Annotated in this window: 13 protein-coding genes; 9 read left to right on the forward strand and 4 right to left on the reverse strand. The window is 70.2% G+C overall.

The genetic code is table 11. From position 1 onward, the window contains the following. Positions 1 to 122 precede the first annotated feature (122 nt). The 4 genes from E1202_RS12170 (at position 123) to E1202_RS12185 (ending at position 4267) form a co-directional block, all read left to right on the forward strand. Positions 123 to 1046 (forward strand): carbohydrate ABC transporter permease, encoded by a 924-nt coding sequence (locus E1202_RS12170; protein WP_132683187.1) that lies wholly within the window; start codon positions 123 to 125, stop codon positions 1044 to 1046. Further along, complete coding sequence (locus E1202_RS12175) at positions 1039 to 1878, forward strand: carbohydrate ABC transporter permease (protein WP_132683038.1); 840 nt, start codon at positions 1039 to 1041, stop codon at positions 1876 to 1878. Before E1202_RS12170 ends, E1202_RS12175 begins: the two co-directional genes overlap by 8 nt. A gap of 217 nt (positions 1879 to 2095) precedes the next feature. Continuing rightward, on the forward strand, positions 2096 to 4030 hold the full coding sequence (locus tag E1202_RS12180) for a cellulase family glycosylhydrolase (protein ID WP_132683040.1): 1935 nt from the start codon (positions 2096 to 2098) through the stop codon (positions 4028 to 4030). A gap of 54 nt (positions 4031 to 4084) precedes the next feature. Next, complete coding sequence (locus tag E1202_RS12185) at positions 4085 to 4267, forward strand: hypothetical protein (RefSeq protein WP_207918607.1); 183 nt, start codon at positions 4085 to 4087, stop codon at positions 4265 to 4267. A 46-nt stretch (positions 4268 to 4313) separates the two neighbouring features. Here the strand turns inward: E1202_RS12185 and E1202_RS12190 are convergent, their stop codons facing one another. The 3 genes from E1202_RS12190 to E1202_RS12200 are packed head-to-tail and all read right to left on the reverse strand — an operon-like array spanning position 4314 to position 7359. Continuing rightward, positions 4314 to 5132, reverse strand: coding sequence for a carbohydrate ABC transporter permease (locus E1202_RS12190; RefSeq protein ID WP_132683042.1), 819 nt, complete (start codon positions 5130 to 5132; stop codon positions 4314 to 4316). Next, the gene (locus E1202_RS12195; protein ID WP_132683043.1) at positions 5132 to 6064 is read right to left on the reverse strand and encodes a carbohydrate ABC transporter permease; all 933 of its coding nucleotides are present in this window, start codon (positions 6062 to 6064) and stop codon (positions 5132 to 5134) included. Before E1202_RS12195 ends, E1202_RS12190 begins: the two co-directional genes overlap by 1 nt. Further along, complete coding sequence (locus E1202_RS12200; RefSeq protein WP_132683045.1) at positions 6061 to 7359, reverse strand: ABC transporter substrate-binding protein; 1299 nt, start codon at positions 7357 to 7359, stop codon at positions 6061 to 6063. The genes E1202_RS12195 and E1202_RS12200 overlap by 4 nt, the downstream gene beginning before the upstream one ends. 299 nt (positions 7360 to 7658) lie before the next feature. Here E1202_RS12200 and E1202_RS12205 point away from each other — a divergent pair, with 299 nt between their 5' ends. From E1202_RS12205 to E1202_RS12215, 3 genes are all read left to right on the forward strand, one after another. After that, positions 7659 to 9971, forward strand: a complete 2313-nt coding sequence (locus E1202_RS12205; RefSeq protein ID WP_132683046.1) for a beta-xylosidase/alpha-l-arabinosidase — start codon at positions 7659 to 7661, stop codon at positions 9969 to 9971. A 69-nt stretch (positions 9972 to 10040) separates the two neighbouring features. After that, positions 10041 to 11063 (forward strand): LacI family DNA-binding transcriptional regulator, encoded by a 1023-nt coding sequence (locus E1202_RS12210; RefSeq protein WP_132683048.1) that lies wholly within the window; start codon positions 10041 to 10043, stop codon positions 11061 to 11063. 147 nt (positions 11064 to 11210) lie between these two features. Further along, positions 11211 to 12197 (forward strand): LLM class flavin-dependent oxidoreductase, encoded by a 987-nt coding sequence (locus tag E1202_RS12215; RefSeq protein ID WP_132683050.1) that lies wholly within the window; start codon positions 11211 to 11213, stop codon positions 12195 to 12197. Between the two features lie 132 nt (positions 12198 to 12329). Here the strand turns inward: E1202_RS12215 and E1202_RS12220 are convergent, their stop codons facing one another. Further along, complete coding sequence (locus E1202_RS12220; RefSeq protein WP_132683051.1) at positions 12330 to 13337, reverse strand: ABC transporter substrate-binding protein; 1008 nt, start codon at positions 13335 to 13337, stop codon at positions 12330 to 12332. A gap of 60 nt (positions 13338 to 13397) precedes the next feature. Between E1202_RS12220 and E1202_RS12225 the strand changes: the two genes are divergently transcribed. Continuing rightward, a complete protein-coding gene (locus E1202_RS12225; RefSeq protein WP_132683053.1) occupies positions 13398 to 14333 on the forward strand; it encodes a siderophore-interacting protein in 936 nt (311 codons plus the stop codon). A 71-nt stretch (positions 14334 to 14404) separates the two neighbouring features. Continuing rightward, positions 14405 to 15388, forward strand: a complete 984-nt coding sequence (locus E1202_RS12230; RefSeq protein WP_132683055.1) for a sigma-70 family RNA polymerase sigma factor — start codon at positions 14405 to 14407, stop codon at positions 15386 to 15388. Positions 15389 to 15397 lie beyond the last annotated feature (9 nt).

The raw sequence follows: 15397 nt of genomic DNA on the forward strand, positions 1-15397 counted from the left end.
CGCGCCCCGGTGGTCCTCTGATGTGGCGGAACTACTCCCCCGAGGTCGTGCGCGACGAGCTCCGGGTGCTCCACGACCACGGCTTGCGGCAGACCAGGTCGTTCTTCTACTGGCCCGACTTCATGCCCCCACCGAGGCGCAGGTGGTCGCCGAGCCGCCGGCTGCTGCCGTACCTGCTGGTGGCACCCGCGCTGTGCTTCGAGCTGCTGGTGCACCTGCTGCCGATGCTCGGCGGGCTGTACATGAGCGTGCTGGAGCTGACCCAGTTCTACCTGCGGGACTGGCTCAACGCGCCGTTCGCGGGCCTGTCCAACTTCGGCTTCGCGCTGGACTTCAACAGCGCCGTCGGCGTCACGCTGCTGCGCTCGTTCGCGGTGACCGCCGGCTTCTCGATCCTGACCGTGGGACTGTCCTGGCTTCTGGGGGTGTTCGCGGCGACGTTGCTGCAACGCTCCTTCCGCGGACGTGCCGTGCTGCGCACCCTGTTCCTGGTCCCCTACGCGCTGCCGGTCTACACCGCGGCGATGATCTGGAAGTTCCTGCTGGACCAGGACGACGGCATGGTCAACGCGACGCTGGGCGGGCTGGGACTCACCGACGGCCAGACGTTCTGGCTGCTGGGCGACAACGCGTTCCTGGCCACGGTGGCCACGGCGACGTGGCGGCTGTGGCCGTTCGCGTTCCTGGTGGTGATGGCGGGCATGCAGTCCATCCCGCACGACGTCTACGAGTCGGCCACTGTGGACGGTGCCGGGCTGTGGCAGCAGTTCCGCTCGATCACGCTGCCGATGCTGCGGCCGGTGAACCAGGTCCTGGTGCTGGTGCTGTTCCTGTGGACGTTCAACGACTTCAACGTCCCCTACATCCTGTTCGACAAGTCCGTGCCCAACGCGGCGAACCTGCTGTCGATCCACATCTACAACAACTCGTTCATCACCTGGAACTTCGGCCTCGGCTCGGCGATGTCGACGTTGCTGCTGCTGTTCCTGCTGGTCGTCACGGCCGGGTACCTGGCCTTCACATCGCGGAGGATGAAGGATGCCTGAGCCGAGGTGGTTCCGCGTCCTGCGGGTCGTGGGCCTGACGCTGCTGACGCTGTTCACGCTGGTGCCGCTGTACGTGATGGTGACCTCGGCGCTGAAGCCGCTGGGTGATGTGCGGGACCGGTTCCAGTGGATCCCGGACCACCTCACCTTCCAGCCGTTCGTCGACATGTGGTCGACGATCGATCTCGCGGACTACTTCATCAACAGCGCCGTCGTGGCGCTGGGCGCGGCCCTGGTGTCGCTGACGCTCGCGATCCTGGCGGCCTACGCGGTCAGCCGCTACAAGTTCCGCGGCCGGAACGGTTTCCGGATCGTGGTGCTGGCGACGCAGATGTTCCCGGGCATCCTGTTCCTGCTGCCGCTGTACCTGATCTACGCGACGATCGGCCGCTACACCGGCATCGAGCTCTACGGCAGCCAGCTCGGGTTGATCGTCACCTACCTGACGTTCTCGCTGCCGTTCGCGATCTGGATGATGGTCGGCTACTTCGACACGATCCCGCGCGATCTCGACGAGGCCGCGCTGATCGACGGTGCCGGCCCGATCGGCGCGCTGTGGCGAGTGGTGCTTCCCGCCGCGCGGCCGGGCATCGCCGCGGTGGGCATCTACGCGTTCATGACGGCGTGGGGCGAAACGCTGTTCGCCTCGATCATGACCGACTCGGACTCGCGGACGCTGGCGGTCGGGCTGCGCGAGTACTCCACGGAGACGTCGGTGTACTGGAACGAGGTGATGGCCGCCTCCCTGGTGGTCAGCATCCCGGTCGTCATCGGATTCCTGGCGCTGCAGCGCTACCTCGCCCAAGGCCTGACCGCCGGCGCCGTCAAGTGACCCGAGCTGCATTCGCCTGCGGCCGGTGAACGTTCCAGGTGTGGACTCAGCTCGCACCGCCGCGGGTTCTTCAGCGGCTTCGTGGCGAGGACGCCGCGACGCCGTGTATTGGCATGCATCAGGAGTGGCGCCCGGAGTCCACGGAGCCGCTCAGGTTCCGCCACCCGCACCGCCAAGCAGGGCAACCACAGAAAAGGTAAGCAGGGGAAGGGTCTTCATGCGACGCAACAGCGCCAAGGTGACGGTGGCCGGGCAGCCCCAGGTGTGGCTGGGCGCCAACTTCTGGTCGCGCACCGGTGGTCCTCTGATGTGGCGGAACTACTCCCCCGAGGTCGTGCGCGACGAGCTCCGGGTGCTCCACGACCACGGCTTGCGGCAGACCAGGTCGTTCTTCTACTGGCCCGACTTCATGCCCACGCCGGACGCCGTGGACGAGCAGAAGGTCGCGCACTACCAGGACTTCCTGGACGCCCACACCGAGACCGGCATGACCTCGATCCCCACGTTCCTCGTCGGCCACATGTCCGGCGACAACTGGGACCCGGGGTGGCGCGGCGGCCGGGACCTCTACGCCGACGTGTGGCTGGTGTCCCGGCAGGCGTGGTTCGTCCAGCGCATGACCGAGCGCTTCGCCGGGCACCCGGCGGTGGCGGGCTGGCTGCTCAGCAACGAGATGCCCATCTACGGCCGGTTGCGGCACGAACCGACGGCGCCGACCGAGCAGGTCAGCGCGTGGGCGCAGCTGATGGTGCAGGCGGTGCGCGCCGGTGGCGGCACCCAGCCGGTGTCGCTGGGCGACGGCGCGTGGGGCATCGAGGTCACCGGAGTGGACAACGGGTTCTCGGTGCGCGAGACCGGCGCGATGGTGGACTTCGTGGGGCCGCACGTGTACCGGATCGACAGCGACCCGGTCCGCCAGCACCTGATCGCGGCGTTCGTCTGCGAGCTGTCGGCGGTGGCGGACAAGCCGGTCGTGCTGGAGGAGTTCGGCCTGTCCAGCGACCAGGTGTCGCCGGAGAACGCAGGCCACTACTACCGCCAGACGCTGCACAACTCGCTGCTGGGCGGATCGACGGGCTGGGTGGCGTGGAACAACACCGACTACGACGACCTGATCGGTCAGGGCCCGTACTCGCACCACCCGTTCGAGATGCACTTCGGCATCACCGATCGCACGGGTGCTCCGAAGCCGCCGCTGCGCGAGCTGGCCGCGTTCGCCGAGGTGCTGGACCAGGTGGACTTCGCCCGCTGCGAGCGCAGCGACGCGCGAGCGAGCCTGCTGGTGACCGAGTACCTGGAGCGCGGGTACCCGTTCACCCAGGACGACGACCGGCCGCTGATCTTCGACACGCTGCACCAGGCCTACGTGGCGGCCCGGGAAGCGGACCTGCCGGTGGGGTTCACGCGCGAGCGCGACGGCGTCGACGCCGACTGCGACCTCTACCTGCTGCCGTGCGTGAAGCAGATCCAGGGCCCGACGTGGCAGCGGCTGCGCGAGCGGGTCGCCGAGGGTGCGGTGCTGTACCTGTCCTACACCGCCGGTGAGGTGGGACATCACCGGCAGCCGTGGATCCCCTACTTCGACGAGACCTTCGGCGTGCGCAAGCAGATCACCTACGGCGTCGTCGACGAGGTCGCCGACGAGGAGGTGGTGTTCACCTTCGTCGAGGACTTCGGCGGCATCGAGGCGGGCGCCGCGCTGCGGTTCCGGGTGTCGGGCAACGAGCACAGCCGCTCGTTCCTGCCCGTCGTCCCGGACGGGGCCGAGGTGGTCGCCACCGATGCGCACGGCAACCCGGCGCTGCTGCGTCGCGCGACCGGCGAGGGTCTGGCGGTGCTGTGCACGTACCCGGTCGAGCTGTTCGCCGCTCGCACCACGCGGGTGAACCCGGACCACAGCCACCGGCTCTACGCGGCGCTCGCCGACGTCGCCGGGGTGGCCCGCGAGGTCGTGGTGGACGATCCGAAGGTGTTCGCCGACGTCCTGGTGCACGAGGACGGACGCCGGTTCGCGTGGCTGGTCAGCCAGCACGCCGAGGGTGCGACTGTGGCTCCGCGCACCGCTGGTGCGCTGCGGAGCCTGTCCGGTGACCCGTTGTCGGAGGTGACGCTGGCGCCGTTCGGCGTCGAGGTGGTCGAGCTGAAGTCCTGACGGGCCGCGGGCGGTCCTCGGTCTCTCGGGGGATCGAGGACCGCGCGCTCCCGCGTGGGCGGGGCCGGCCGCCTGCGCCGACGGCCGGCCCCAGCGGGCTACACCGACACCGGAACCGTGCACAAGCACATCCGCAGCATCTTCGCCGAGCTCGACCTGCCGCCGGACGACCGCGCCGACCGCCGGGTCACGGCAGTGCTGCGCTACCTGGAACGCTCCGCGTCCCGCGCGCGCTGACGGTGCCGGTCGGCGGCCTGCCCCTGGCCGCCGACCGGCACGGTTCTCACTTGCCCGCGCCCGCGGTGAGTCCGGCGATCATGAACCGTCGGCCGAGGATGTAGAGCACCAGCACCGGGATCGCCGAGAGCACCACACCGGCCATGATGGCGGGAACGTTGACGGTGTACTGGCCCTGGAACTGCCACAGCATCACCGGCAGCATCGCGGTCTCCTCGCGCTGGGTGAGGATCAGCGGGAACAGCAACCCGTTCCACACCTGCAGCGCCTGGTAGATGCCCACCGCCAGCAGCGCCGGTCGCGACAGCGGCAGGACGAGGTTCACCAGCACCCGCATCTGCCCCGCGCCGTCCAGGCACATCGACTCGTAGAGCTCCTCGGGGATGTCGCGCAGGAAGTTGCTGAGGATGAGCACCGACAGCGGCATCGCGAAGGCGATGGCGGGCAGGACGATCGCCAGCAGGCTGTCGTAGAGCCCGGCCTCCACGATCATCACGTACACCGGGATGATCGTGGCCTGCAGCGGGATCGCCAGTCCTGCCAGGAACATCCGGAACAGCCACTGGTGCCGACGCCGCTTGCCGCGCACCACCACGTAGGCGGCGGGCAGCGCGACGAGCAGCACCACCACCACGGTCAGCCCGGTGGTGAGCAGGCTGTTGAACAGGAACTTCAAGAAGCCGTCGGAGAACACCAGCCCGTAGTTCTCCAACGTCGGAGAACCGGGCAGCGACAGCGGGTTGGCGCCGGTGGTGTCCTCCTGCGCCCGCAGGCTGGTGACCACCACGTAGTACAGCGGCACGGCCACCACCAGCGCCCACAGCAGGGCCGCGGCGTGGGGCAGCAGACCTCCGATTCGCAGCATCACGCGCCCTCCTGGTCGCTGCGCATCCGGGCGAAGCCGGAGTACTTGGTCAGTCCCAGCGACAGGGCGGTGCCGAGCGCCACCAGCAGCAGCGCGATCGCGCTGGCGTATCCGAGCTGGTACTGCTGGAAACCGGTGACGTACATGTTCACCGGCAGGATCCGGGTGGCATCGCCCGGTCCGCCTTCGCTGAGCACGTAGAACAGGTCGAAGTAGGTCAGCGAACCCACCAGCATCAGGGTGCTGGAGGTGACGATGGTGTTGCGCAGCTGCGGCAGCGTGATCAGGAAGAACCGCTGCACCGGTCCGGCGCCGTCGAGTTCGGCGGCTTCGTAGAGCTGCGCGGGGATCTGCCGCACGCCGGCCTGGTAGATCAGCGTGTGGAACGGGATGAACTGCCAGGACACCACGAAGATGAGCGTGAACAGCGCCAGGTTCGCGTCACCGAGCAGGTTCAACCCGGGCAGGCCGAGCGCGGGCAGCACGCCGAACTCCGGGTCGACGAGGTTGCGCCACAGGATGCCGATGCCGGTGGACGAGAGCACCAGCGGCAGGAAGAACAGCGCGGCGAGCACCGCCCGGTGCCGCTGTTGCCCGGCGACGTAGACGCCGAGCAGGAGGCTGATGGGCGTTTGCACGACCCAGCACAGGATCATCACCTGCAGCGACACCCACACCGAGTGCCACATTCCGGAGTCGGAGGCGAGCTTGCCCCAGTTCTCCGCGGCGTTGAGCTCGGGCGCGGAGATGCCGTTCCAGTCCATCATGGACAGCACGATCACCACGACGATGGGCGCGACGACGAACGCCGCGAAGAACACCAGCGCGGGTGCGGCGAACCAGGTGGAGGGTTCGGTCCAGTGCCGCGCGGAGCGGCCCCGTCGTTCGGTGGTGGCCGGCGCCGTGGGGCGCAGCGCCTCGGTGGCGGTCATCGCGAGGACTCCTCCATCAGCTGGGAGAACTCTTCCGGGCTGATCTGGTCGAGGAACAGCTTCTGCAGGTTGATCAGCACGTTCTGGGCGGGACCGGGCGGCAGCGCCTGGTCCCAGGACTGCTGGAAGTGCGGTGCCTTCTTGGCCAGGTCGTAGACGAAGGTCATGAAGTCGGCGTCCTCGGAGGCGCGCAGCTGGTCCTCGATGCCGGTCACCGGCGGGACGTCGCCGCGCTTCAGACGCCCCTCGGTGAAGGCGTCGCTGGAGAGCTCCTGGCGCAGGAACTCCACCGCTTCCCGCTGGTCGGGGCCCGCGGTCGCGGACATGAAGGTGGTGGGGTTGCCGACGAGGTTGGCCGGATCGCCCTTGCCGCCTTCGACGGCGGGGAACGGCGCCCAGCCGAGATGTCCTTCGCGCACCCACTTCTCGTCGTCGCCGAGCAGGTCGGAGTAGCCGGAACCGAGGTGGACCATCATCGCCGCGCGTTCGCTGGCGACCAGCGTGCGTTGCTGGCCGAGCTCGGCGCTGGTGGAGGCGAAGGCGTTGCCGAAAGCCCCTCTGCGCACGAGGTCCTGCAGCATCGCGTTCGCCTTGATGATGTCGGGGTTGAGCCACGCTCCGGGTTTGCCCTCGACCACGTCCCGGAAGGCCTCCGGTCCCGCGACGCGGTCGACGATGGCCTCCTCCCACATCAGGTAGGTCCAGGAGTCCGCGCCGCCCAGCGCGATCGGCAGGACGCCCGCCTGCTGGAGCTTGGGGATCTGGTCGAGCAGCTCGCCCCAGGTGCGCGGCGGTTGCAGGCCGACCCGGGCGAAGACGTCCTTGTTGAAGTACAGCAGGACGGGCTGGATCCCGCCGACGGGGATGCCGTAGGTCCCGCCGTTGATGTCGACGGGGCTCATCACGCTGGGCAGGAAGTTCTGCCGCCACTCGGGGTGTTCGCGCATCGCGGGGCCGAGGTCGGCGACCTTGCCGGCGTCGATGAACGCCTGCAGCGCTCCCCCGCCCCAGCCGAAGAAGGTGTCCGGCGGCGTGCCGGAACCCATCGAGACCCAGAGCTTGTTCTTGTACGGGTCGTTCTGGAAGAACTGGGTCTGCATGCGGCGACCGGTTCGCTGCTGGAACTTCTCGCCCTCAGCGGGCATCAGCTCTTCCTCACCACCGCCGCTGATCGCCCAGGTGGTGACCACGTCGGCGCTGCCTTCGCTCGGCGGCAGCAGCACGGCGCAGCCGGTGGAGGTCAGCGCGAACGCCAGCGCCGCACCCATCGCGCACAGACGTCGCAGTCCACGCATCGTCAACTCCCGTCGCACCGTTGCGGACCTTCCGGAGTCCCGGCGGCCGGTGTGCACGCGGTCACACCCGGCTGCCGGTCGGCGAGACCGTACCGCAGCGTCGAAGCGTTCGACAAGATTGAGTTTCCAAAACTTTCAAGCCGTGCTCCATCCGTGATTTTCCGGTCCCAATGCAGGACTTTCGGTGCACCGTGTGGCAATCTGTCGAACGTTGCACCCCTGGTTGACCGCGACACGGACCGAAACTGTTTCGACAGCGTCGCGGGACGACCGCCCCACCACGACGGGAGTCGCCGCACATGCCGCAGTCGCGCTCGACCGAGGACCGCCAGCCCTACCGCGATCCCGCACTACCGGTCGAGGAGCGGGTCGCCGACCTGGTGGCCCGCATGACGCTGGAGGAGAAGCTCAACCAGCTCGTCGGGATGTGGATCTACGTCTCCGGAGCCGAGGAGCGCGTCGCGCCGCACCAGGAGGACTTCGCCGACGACACCCCGCCCTGGGACGAGATGATCAAGAACGGGCTCGGGCAGCTCACCCGCGTCTTCGGCAGCGCACCCATCGAACCCGCCGACGGCGCCGCCGCGCTGACCCGCCTGCAGCGCGAGATCACCGGGTCCAGCCGGTTCGGCATCCCCGCCGTTGCGCACGAGGAGTGCCTGGCCGGGTTCACCGCCTGGGGCGCCACCGCCTACCCGGTCCCGCTGTCCTGGGGCGCCTCCTTCGACCCCGACCTCGTCGGCGAGATGGCCGCGAGCATCGGCGCCGACATGCGCTCGGTGGGCGTGCACCAAGGGCTGGCCCCGGTTCTCGACGTGGTGCGGGACCTGCGCTGGGGACGGGTCGAGGAGACCATCGGCGAGGACCCGCACCTGATCGGCGTGGTCGGCGCCGCCTACGTCGCCGGCCTGGAGTCCAGCGGAATCGTGGCCACGCTCAAGCACTTCGCGGGCTACTCCGCCTCCCGCGCCGGACGCAACCTGGCGCCGGTGAGCATGGGTCCGCGCGAGTTCGCCGACGTCGTCCTGCCGCCGTTCGAGATGGCGCTGCGGCTGGGCGGCGCCCGCTCGGTCATGCACTCCTACACCGACGTCGACGGCATGCCCTCGGCCGCCGACGAGGCGCTGCTGACCGATCTGCTGCGCGACGAACTGGGTTTCACCGGAACCGTCGTCGCCGACTACTTCGGCGTGTCGTTCCTGCACAAGCTGCACGGCGTCGCCGACGGTCCCGGAACGGCGGGCGCGGCCGCGCTGCGCGCCGGGGTGGACGTCGAACTGCCCAACGCCCGCTGCTACGTCGAGCCGCTGGCGCACCTCGTGCGCTCGGGCGAGGTCGACGAGGCGCTGGTGGACCGGGCGCTGACCCGGGTGCTCGACCAGAAGGTCGAACTCGGCCTGCTGGACCCGGACTGGTCGCCGGAGGTCGCCCAGCCGCGCGAGTTCGACTCCGCCCGCAACCGGGACCTGGCCCGGCGGCTGGCCGAGGAGTCGGTGGTGCTGGTGGCCAACGACGGCACCCTGCCGGTGCGCGAACCGGGCAGGGTCGCGCTGGTGGGCCCGCTGGCCGACGACCCGTTCGCGCTGCTGGGCTGCTACTCGTTCCCGGCGCACATCGGCGTGTCCTACCCGGACTGGCCCCACGGCATCGACCTGCCGACCTTCCGCGACGAGATCGCCCGCATCGCCACGCACGTCGACCACGTCGAGGGCTGCGATCTGCCCGAGGGCGGCGCCGATCTCGACGCGGCGCGCGCCGCCGCGGCCGACGCGGACCTGTGCGTGGCCGTGGTGGGCGACCGGGCGGGTCTGTTCGGCCGCGGCACCTCCGGCGAGGGCTGCGACGCCGCCGACCTGCGGCTGCCCGGCGACCAGGAAGCGCTGGTGGAGCAGCTGCTGGAAACCGGAACACCCGTGGTGCTGGTGGTTTCCAGCGGTCGCCCGTACGCGCTGGGCAGGTTCGCCGACCGGGCGGCGGCCGTGGTGCAGGTGTTCTTCCCGGGCGAGGCCGGTGCCGCGGCGCTCGCCGACGTGCTGACCGGTGAGGTCAACCCGTCGGGCCGGTTGCCGGTGTCGATCCCGGCCACCCCGGGCGGCAACCCGGGCACCTACCTGACCGCTCCCCTGGGCGCCGCGAGCGAGGTCAGCTCGCTGGACCCGACGGCGCTGTTCCCGTTCGGCCACGGTCTGTCCTACACGACCTTCGCCTACTCGGACCTGGCGATCAGCGCCGGGGAGGTCGCCACCGACGGCTCGGTGGACATCTCGTGCTCGGTCACCAACACCGGCGACCGCGACGGCGACGAGGTCGTGCAGCTCTACCTGCGCGACCCCGTCGCGCAGGTGACCCGGCCGGTCCGCCAGCTGACGGGTTTCAAGCGGGTTTCGGTTCCGGCGGGCGAGTCCCGCACGGTGTCGTTCCACCTGCACGCCGACCGGACCGCCTACACCGGCGCGCGCGGCAAGCGCATCGTCGACCCCGGTCTGATCGAGGTCCACGTGGGCGGCGACAGCGCGCACGCGCCGCTGTCCGGCGAGTTCCGGCTGGTCGGCGAGGTGCGGGAGGTCGGAGCCGACCGCGTCCTGAACACCCCGGTGACGGTGACGTCGTGAGGTGATCGGGCGCGGGCTGTTGCTCCGAAACTTTCAGGTACGGTGACGTCGGTCGAGCGAGGAGGCAGGGTGGCTGAGGCGAAGAAGAGCCGCGTGACGATCAGCGACATCGCGCGGGAGGCCGGTGTCTCGGTCCCGACGGTCTCGAAGGTCCTCAACGGACGTCCGGAGGTCGCCGCCCACACCCGGGAGCGGGTCGAGAAGCTCATCACCCGCCACAACTACTCGCGGCGGGCCAACCACGGCAGCGGTCGCGCGGGGCTGATCGACCTCGTCTTCCACACCCTCGACAACGAGTGGGTGCTGGAGATAGTGCGGGGCGTCGAGAGCGTCACCCACGACGCCGGGGTGGGCATGGTGGTCTCGGCGGTGCACGACGGCCGCAAGACCGAACGCGCGTGGCTGGACAACCTCACCTCGCGGCGCTCGGACGGCATCATCCTCGCCGTGACCGAGCTCGGCCCGCGTCATGCGGAGCAGCTGCACGGCCTCGGCGTCCCGGTGATCATCATCGACTCGCTCGGCCAGCCCGATCCCCGGGTGGCGTCGGTGGGCGCGACGAACTGGAGCGGTGCCCGCTCTGCCGTCGAGCACCTCATCGAGCAGGGCCACGAGCGGATCGGTTTCATCGGCGGCCCACCGCAGTTGCAGTGCTCGGTCGCGCGGCTCGACGGCTACCGCTCCGCGCTGATGGCGGCGGGCATCCCGGTCGCCGACGAGCTGATCGCCGACGGCGACTTCACCCACGACCGGGGCCAGGACGCCGCGGCCGAGCTGCTGGACCTGGCCGAGCCGCCGACGGCGATCTTCGCCGCCAACGACCAGCAGGCGCTGGGCGCCTACCGGGCCGTCGAGCAGCGCGGGCTGCGCATCGCCGTCGACATCAGCGTCATCGGCTTCGACAACCTGCCGATGGCGCAGTGGATCTCGCCCGCCCTGACCACGGTCGACCAGCCGGTCGCGACGATGGCGGCCGAGGCCGCGCGGATGGTGCTGCGGCACGCCGAAACCGGGCGCTTCGAGACCAACCGCGTCGAACTGGCCACCGATCTCGTCCTGCGCGCCAGCACCGGTCCCGGTCCGAAGGCCTGACGCACCGCGCCCGTCCGGCCACACCGCGCATCGGGGACCAGATCACACGGGCCCCGGGAAATATCGGTAGTCGGGGACGCGTTGGCACCAGGGTGGCCGGGACGACGGGTCCCGGACCGTGGCGCGTGTGGAAAGGCTGATCCTGTCGTGACTGTGGCTCTCTCCGTTCTCGATCTGGCGCACATCGGCGAGGGGGAGACCGCCGCGGACAGCTTCACCGCCAGCGTCGACATGGCCCAACGCGCCGAGCGGTGGGGATATCACCGCATCTGGTACGCCGAGCACCACAACATGCCGACCATCGCCTCCTCGGCGACGAGCGTGCTGATCGGCCACGTCGCCTCCCAGACCAGCACCATCCGGCTGGGCGCGGGCGGAATCATGCTGCCCAACCACTCGCCGCTGACCATCGCCGAGCAGTTCGGCACGCTCGAAACCCTCTTCCCTGGCCGGATCGACCTCGGTCTGGGTCGCGCTCCGGGAAGCGACCAGCGCACGATGCGGGCCCTGCGCCGCGATCCCACCTCGGCCGACGCGTTCCCGCAGGACGTGCTCGAGCTGCAGGGCTACCTGGCCGGCGAGACCCGCATCGCCGGGGTCAACGCCACCCCCGGCTACGGCACGGAGGTCCCGCTGTACGTGCTGGGTTCGTCGATGTTCGGCGCGCAGCTGGCCGCCCTGCTGGGTCTCCCCTACGCCTTCGCCTCGCACTTCGCCCCGGACGCGCTGGAGGCGGCGACCTCGCACTACCGGCGCGAGTTCCAGCCCTCGGCGCAGCTGTCGGAGCCCCACGTCATCGCCGGGGTCAACGTGATCGCGGCGGACACCACCGAGTACGCCCAGCAGCAGTTCCTCGAGGCGAAGCGCTACCGCGCGGGCCGGATGCTGGCCCAGGGCCGCAACCTCAGCACCGAGGAGATCGACGCCCTGCTGGCCTCCCCCGCCGGACGCCAGATCGAGGGGATGACCCGCTACAGCGCGGTCGGCACCCCGGCCGAGGTGGACGACTACCTCAGCAGGTTCGCCAAGCAGGCCCAGGCCGACGAGCTCATGGTCGTCTCCTCGGCCGTCGACCGCGCCGCCTGGCTGCGTTCGCTGGAACTCCTCGCCGACGTCCGCGGGCTCGGCGACTGACACCGGCCCCGCTCCCGAACGCGAAAAGCCCTGAAGCGCGGCGGTGGTGCCCGAACCGTCCGGACATCGATCACGGACGGTTCGGACCACCGCCGAGTGCTCGCCCCCGGCCACGAGCACCCGAGGACGAGATCAAGCGGCGAGCCGGGACTGGAGCTGGTCGGCGAGCTCGTTCATGATCTTCGCGTAGCTCGCGTGGCTCATCGGCGCGACCGCGTCCCACTCGACGAACCGGTCCGCGCTCGCCGCGGGCGTGGCGGCGAAGACCGGGTTCTGCTTCATCTGCTCGGGCGTCATCGACGCCGACCGCGCGTCCCAGAGCATGATGTCACCGGGGTAGGCGTTGGCCTTCTCCCAGGACAGCCGCTCGAAGTAGCCGCCGCCGGCCTGGTCGGGGTTGGCGGGCGTGGTGATCGGCAGGCCGAGTTCCTTGACGTAGTAGTCCAGGTCGGGGTTGCGGGCGGGCACGACGACGAAGAACTCCTCCTTCGTCCCGCCGATCGCCAGGATCGACTTGCCCTCGGCCTTCATCCGCGCGCCGATGTCGCGCAGCCGGGACGCGGAGGCGTTGAACGCCTCCTCGTCGGCCTTGACCTTCGGTGACTCCACGTCCGCGCCCAGCGCGCGGGCGAGCTCCTTGTACTTGCCGATCGCGGCGGGCAGTGCGATGCCGGACTGCTGCACGCCCGCGGTCGGCACGATCTGCTTGACCTTCTGCTCCTGGTCCTCGACCAGGTGCCACAGGCCCGGGTACTCGGCGTACTTGCCGCTGACCAGCAGGTCCGGGTGCAGCGAGGCGAGCCGTTCCAGGTTGACCTCGCCGTACCCGGCGCCGGTGACGTCGGTGACGGCCTTGGGGTCGAGGCTGCCGGCTTCGGGTTCGACCGAACCGTCGTCGCGCACCAGCGGACCGAACGTTCCGGCGATCGTGACGCCGAAGTCCTGCAGCGCGGCGCCGGCCGAGACCTGGGCGACGATCTGCTGCGGGCGCTCGGGACGGGTCACCGTGATGCCGCGGTCATCGGTGTAGGACCAGCCGTTGTCGGCCTGTTCGGGCTGCGATGATCCGCACGCGGACAGCGTGCCGATGGCGGCGAGCGAGACCGCGGTCAGCGCGGCGGCCCGGATCGTGTGACGCAAGGTCGACCTCCCATGATTCTAAGGCTAGGCTAACCTAGCACCACGATCGGGAGGTTTCGGATGACAGTCGCACGAACCGGACGCATCGCCAGCGCGAAGCCGGAATACCGCCTGTTCCCGGTCGAGGTGACCCGGGTGCGGCGGCTCGGCCCCAGCTTCGCGCGGATCACCTTCGGCGGCTCCTGCCTGTCCGGGTTCGGGTTCGGCGGTCACGACCAGCGCATCAAGATCGTGCTGCCCAAACCGGGCCGCGCGCTCGACGACTTCCCCGAGGGCGACGACTGGTACCCGCGCTGGCTGGACCTGCCCGACGACGTCCGGCCCGACCTGCGGACCTACACCGTGCGCGACTACCGGCCGCACGACCGGGAGGTCGACGTCGACTTCGTGCTGCACGGACTCGACGACGGTCACGCCGGCCCCGCCTCCACCTTCGCCGCCGCCGCGCGGCCCGGCCAGGTCATCGGCCTGTTCGCGCCGGACCGGCCCGGCTCGGGCCGGACGTGGGGCTGCGAGTGGTCTCCCCCGGCCTCCGCCGACCGCCTGGTGCTGGCCGGCGACGAGACCGCCGTGCCCGCGCTCGCGGCGATCGTGGAGTCGCTGCCCTCCGATGCGCGCGGCGTGGTCTGCGTCGAAGTCCCCGACAGCGGCGACGAGCAGGAGTGGGCACGCCCCGCCGGGGTGGACGTCCGCTGGTACCCGCGCGCCGGAGCGCCGCGCGGCAAGCTCCTCATCGAGGGCGTGGCCGAAGCGCTGCGCGAGCTGCGCCCGGTCCGCGGCGTCTCCCCGCGGCCGTCCGAGCTCGACGACGTCGACGTCGACGTCGACACCGGGGTGCTCTGGGAGGTGCCGGAAGGAGCGACTGGCTCGATCTACGGGTTCCTGGCGGGTGAGGCGGGCGTGATCAAGCGGTTGCGCCGATCGCTGATCGACGAGCACGGGGTGCCCAAGCAGGCGGTGGCGTTCATGGGCTATTGGCGCGAAGGTCGTTGTTGACCCCTTTGTCGGCCTAGCGCGCTAGCGTCTTCGGCATCGGGTCGGGCCACCTCACACCGAAGGACAGCGCCATGCCAGTCACCTCGACCGCACCAACCGACGACTTCGTCGCGCAGGCGGACTCCTACCGCCGGGAACTGATCGCGCACTGCTACCGGATGCTGGGATCACTGCAGGACGCGGAGGATCTCGTGCAGGAGACCTACCTCAAGGCGTGGCGGTCCTACGACCGCTTCGAAGGCCGCAGTTCGGTGCGCACGTGGCTGTACAAGATCGCCACGACGACCTGCCTGACCGCGCTGGAGAGCCGCAAGCGGCGTCCGCTGCCCAGCGGTCTGGGCGCTCCGGCCGACGACGTGCCGCACGAGAAGGTCGTCGAGTCCGGCGAGGTGCCGTGGCTGCAGCCGATCCCGGACGGGATGATCGCCGACACCGCCACCGACCCGGCCTCGATCGTGGGGATCCGGGAGAGCACCCGGCTGGCGTTCATCGCCGCCCTCCAGCACCTGCCCGCGCGGCAGCGGGCGGTGCTGATCCTGCGCGACGTCCTCAAGTGGCGGGCCGCGGAGGTCGCCGACTCCCTGGAGATCTCCACCGCTGCGGTCAACAGCGTGCTGCAGCGCGCCCGCGCCCAGATCGCCGAGGTCTCCCCGTCCGAGGACGATCGGCCGCAACCGCTGACCGCCGAGCAGGAGCGGCTGCTGGAGCGCTACGTGGCCGCGTTCGAGGCCAAGGACGTGTCGACGATCGTGGACCTGTTCACCGCGGAGGCCGTTTGGGAGATGCCTCCCTTCCGGCTGTGGGTGCGCGGCGGCGAGCGGATCGCGCAGCTCAACGCCAGGCAGTGCCCGGCCGGGCCGGACGGGCTGCGGTTGCGCCACACCCGCGCCAACGGGCAGCTGGCCTTCGGGGTCTACATCCGCGGCGATGACGACGTCTTCCGCCCCTTTCAACTGCACGTGCTCGAACTCGGCGAGACGCGGGTCGAGCACGTGGTGTGCTTCTTCGACGTGGACTTCGCCAAGTTCGGCCTGCCGGATTCGGTGACCGACTGATCTGTGCTG

This window comes from Saccharopolyspora karakumensis, assembly GCF_004349225.1.
Classification (GTDB): Bacteria; Actinomycetota; Actinomycetes; order Mycobacteriales; family Pseudonocardiaceae; genus Saccharopolyspora; species Saccharopolyspora endophytica.

Coding starts and splice junctions, on each gene's coding strand:
- E1202_RS12170 (WP_132683187.1), top strand. CDS start 123: ATGCCCCCACCGAGGCGCAGGTGGTCGCCGAGCCGCCGGCTGCTGCCG.
- E1202_RS12175 (WP_132683038.1), top strand. CDS start 1,039: ATGCCTGAGCCGAGGTGGTTCCGCGTCCTGCGGGTCGTGGGCCTGACG.
- E1202_RS12180 (WP_132683040.1), top strand. CDS start 2,096: ATGCGACGCAACAGCGCCAAGGTGACGGTGGCCGGGCAGCCCCAGGTG.
- E1202_RS12190 (WP_132683042.1), bottom strand. CDS start 5,132: ATGCTGCGAATCGGAGGTCTGCTGCCCCACGCCGCGGCCCTGCTGTGG.
- E1202_RS12195 (WP_132683043.1), bottom strand. CDS start 6,064: ATGACCGCCACCGAGGCGCTGCGCCCCACGGCGCCGGCCACCACCGAA.
- E1202_RS12200 (WP_132683045.1), bottom strand. CDS start 7,359: ATGCGTGGACTGCGACGTCTGTGCGCGATGGGTGCGGCGCTGGCGTTC.
- E1202_RS12205 (WP_132683046.1), top strand. CDS start 7,659: ATGCCGCAGTCGCGCTCGACCGAGGACCGCCAGCCCTACCGCGATCCC.
- E1202_RS12225 (WP_132683053.1), top strand. CDS start 13,398: ATGACAGTCGCACGAACCGGACGCATCGCCAGCGCGAAGCCGGAATAC.
- E1202_RS12230 (WP_132683055.1), top strand. CDS start 14,405: ATGCCAGTCACCTCGACCGCACCAACCGACGACTTCGTCGCGCAGGCG.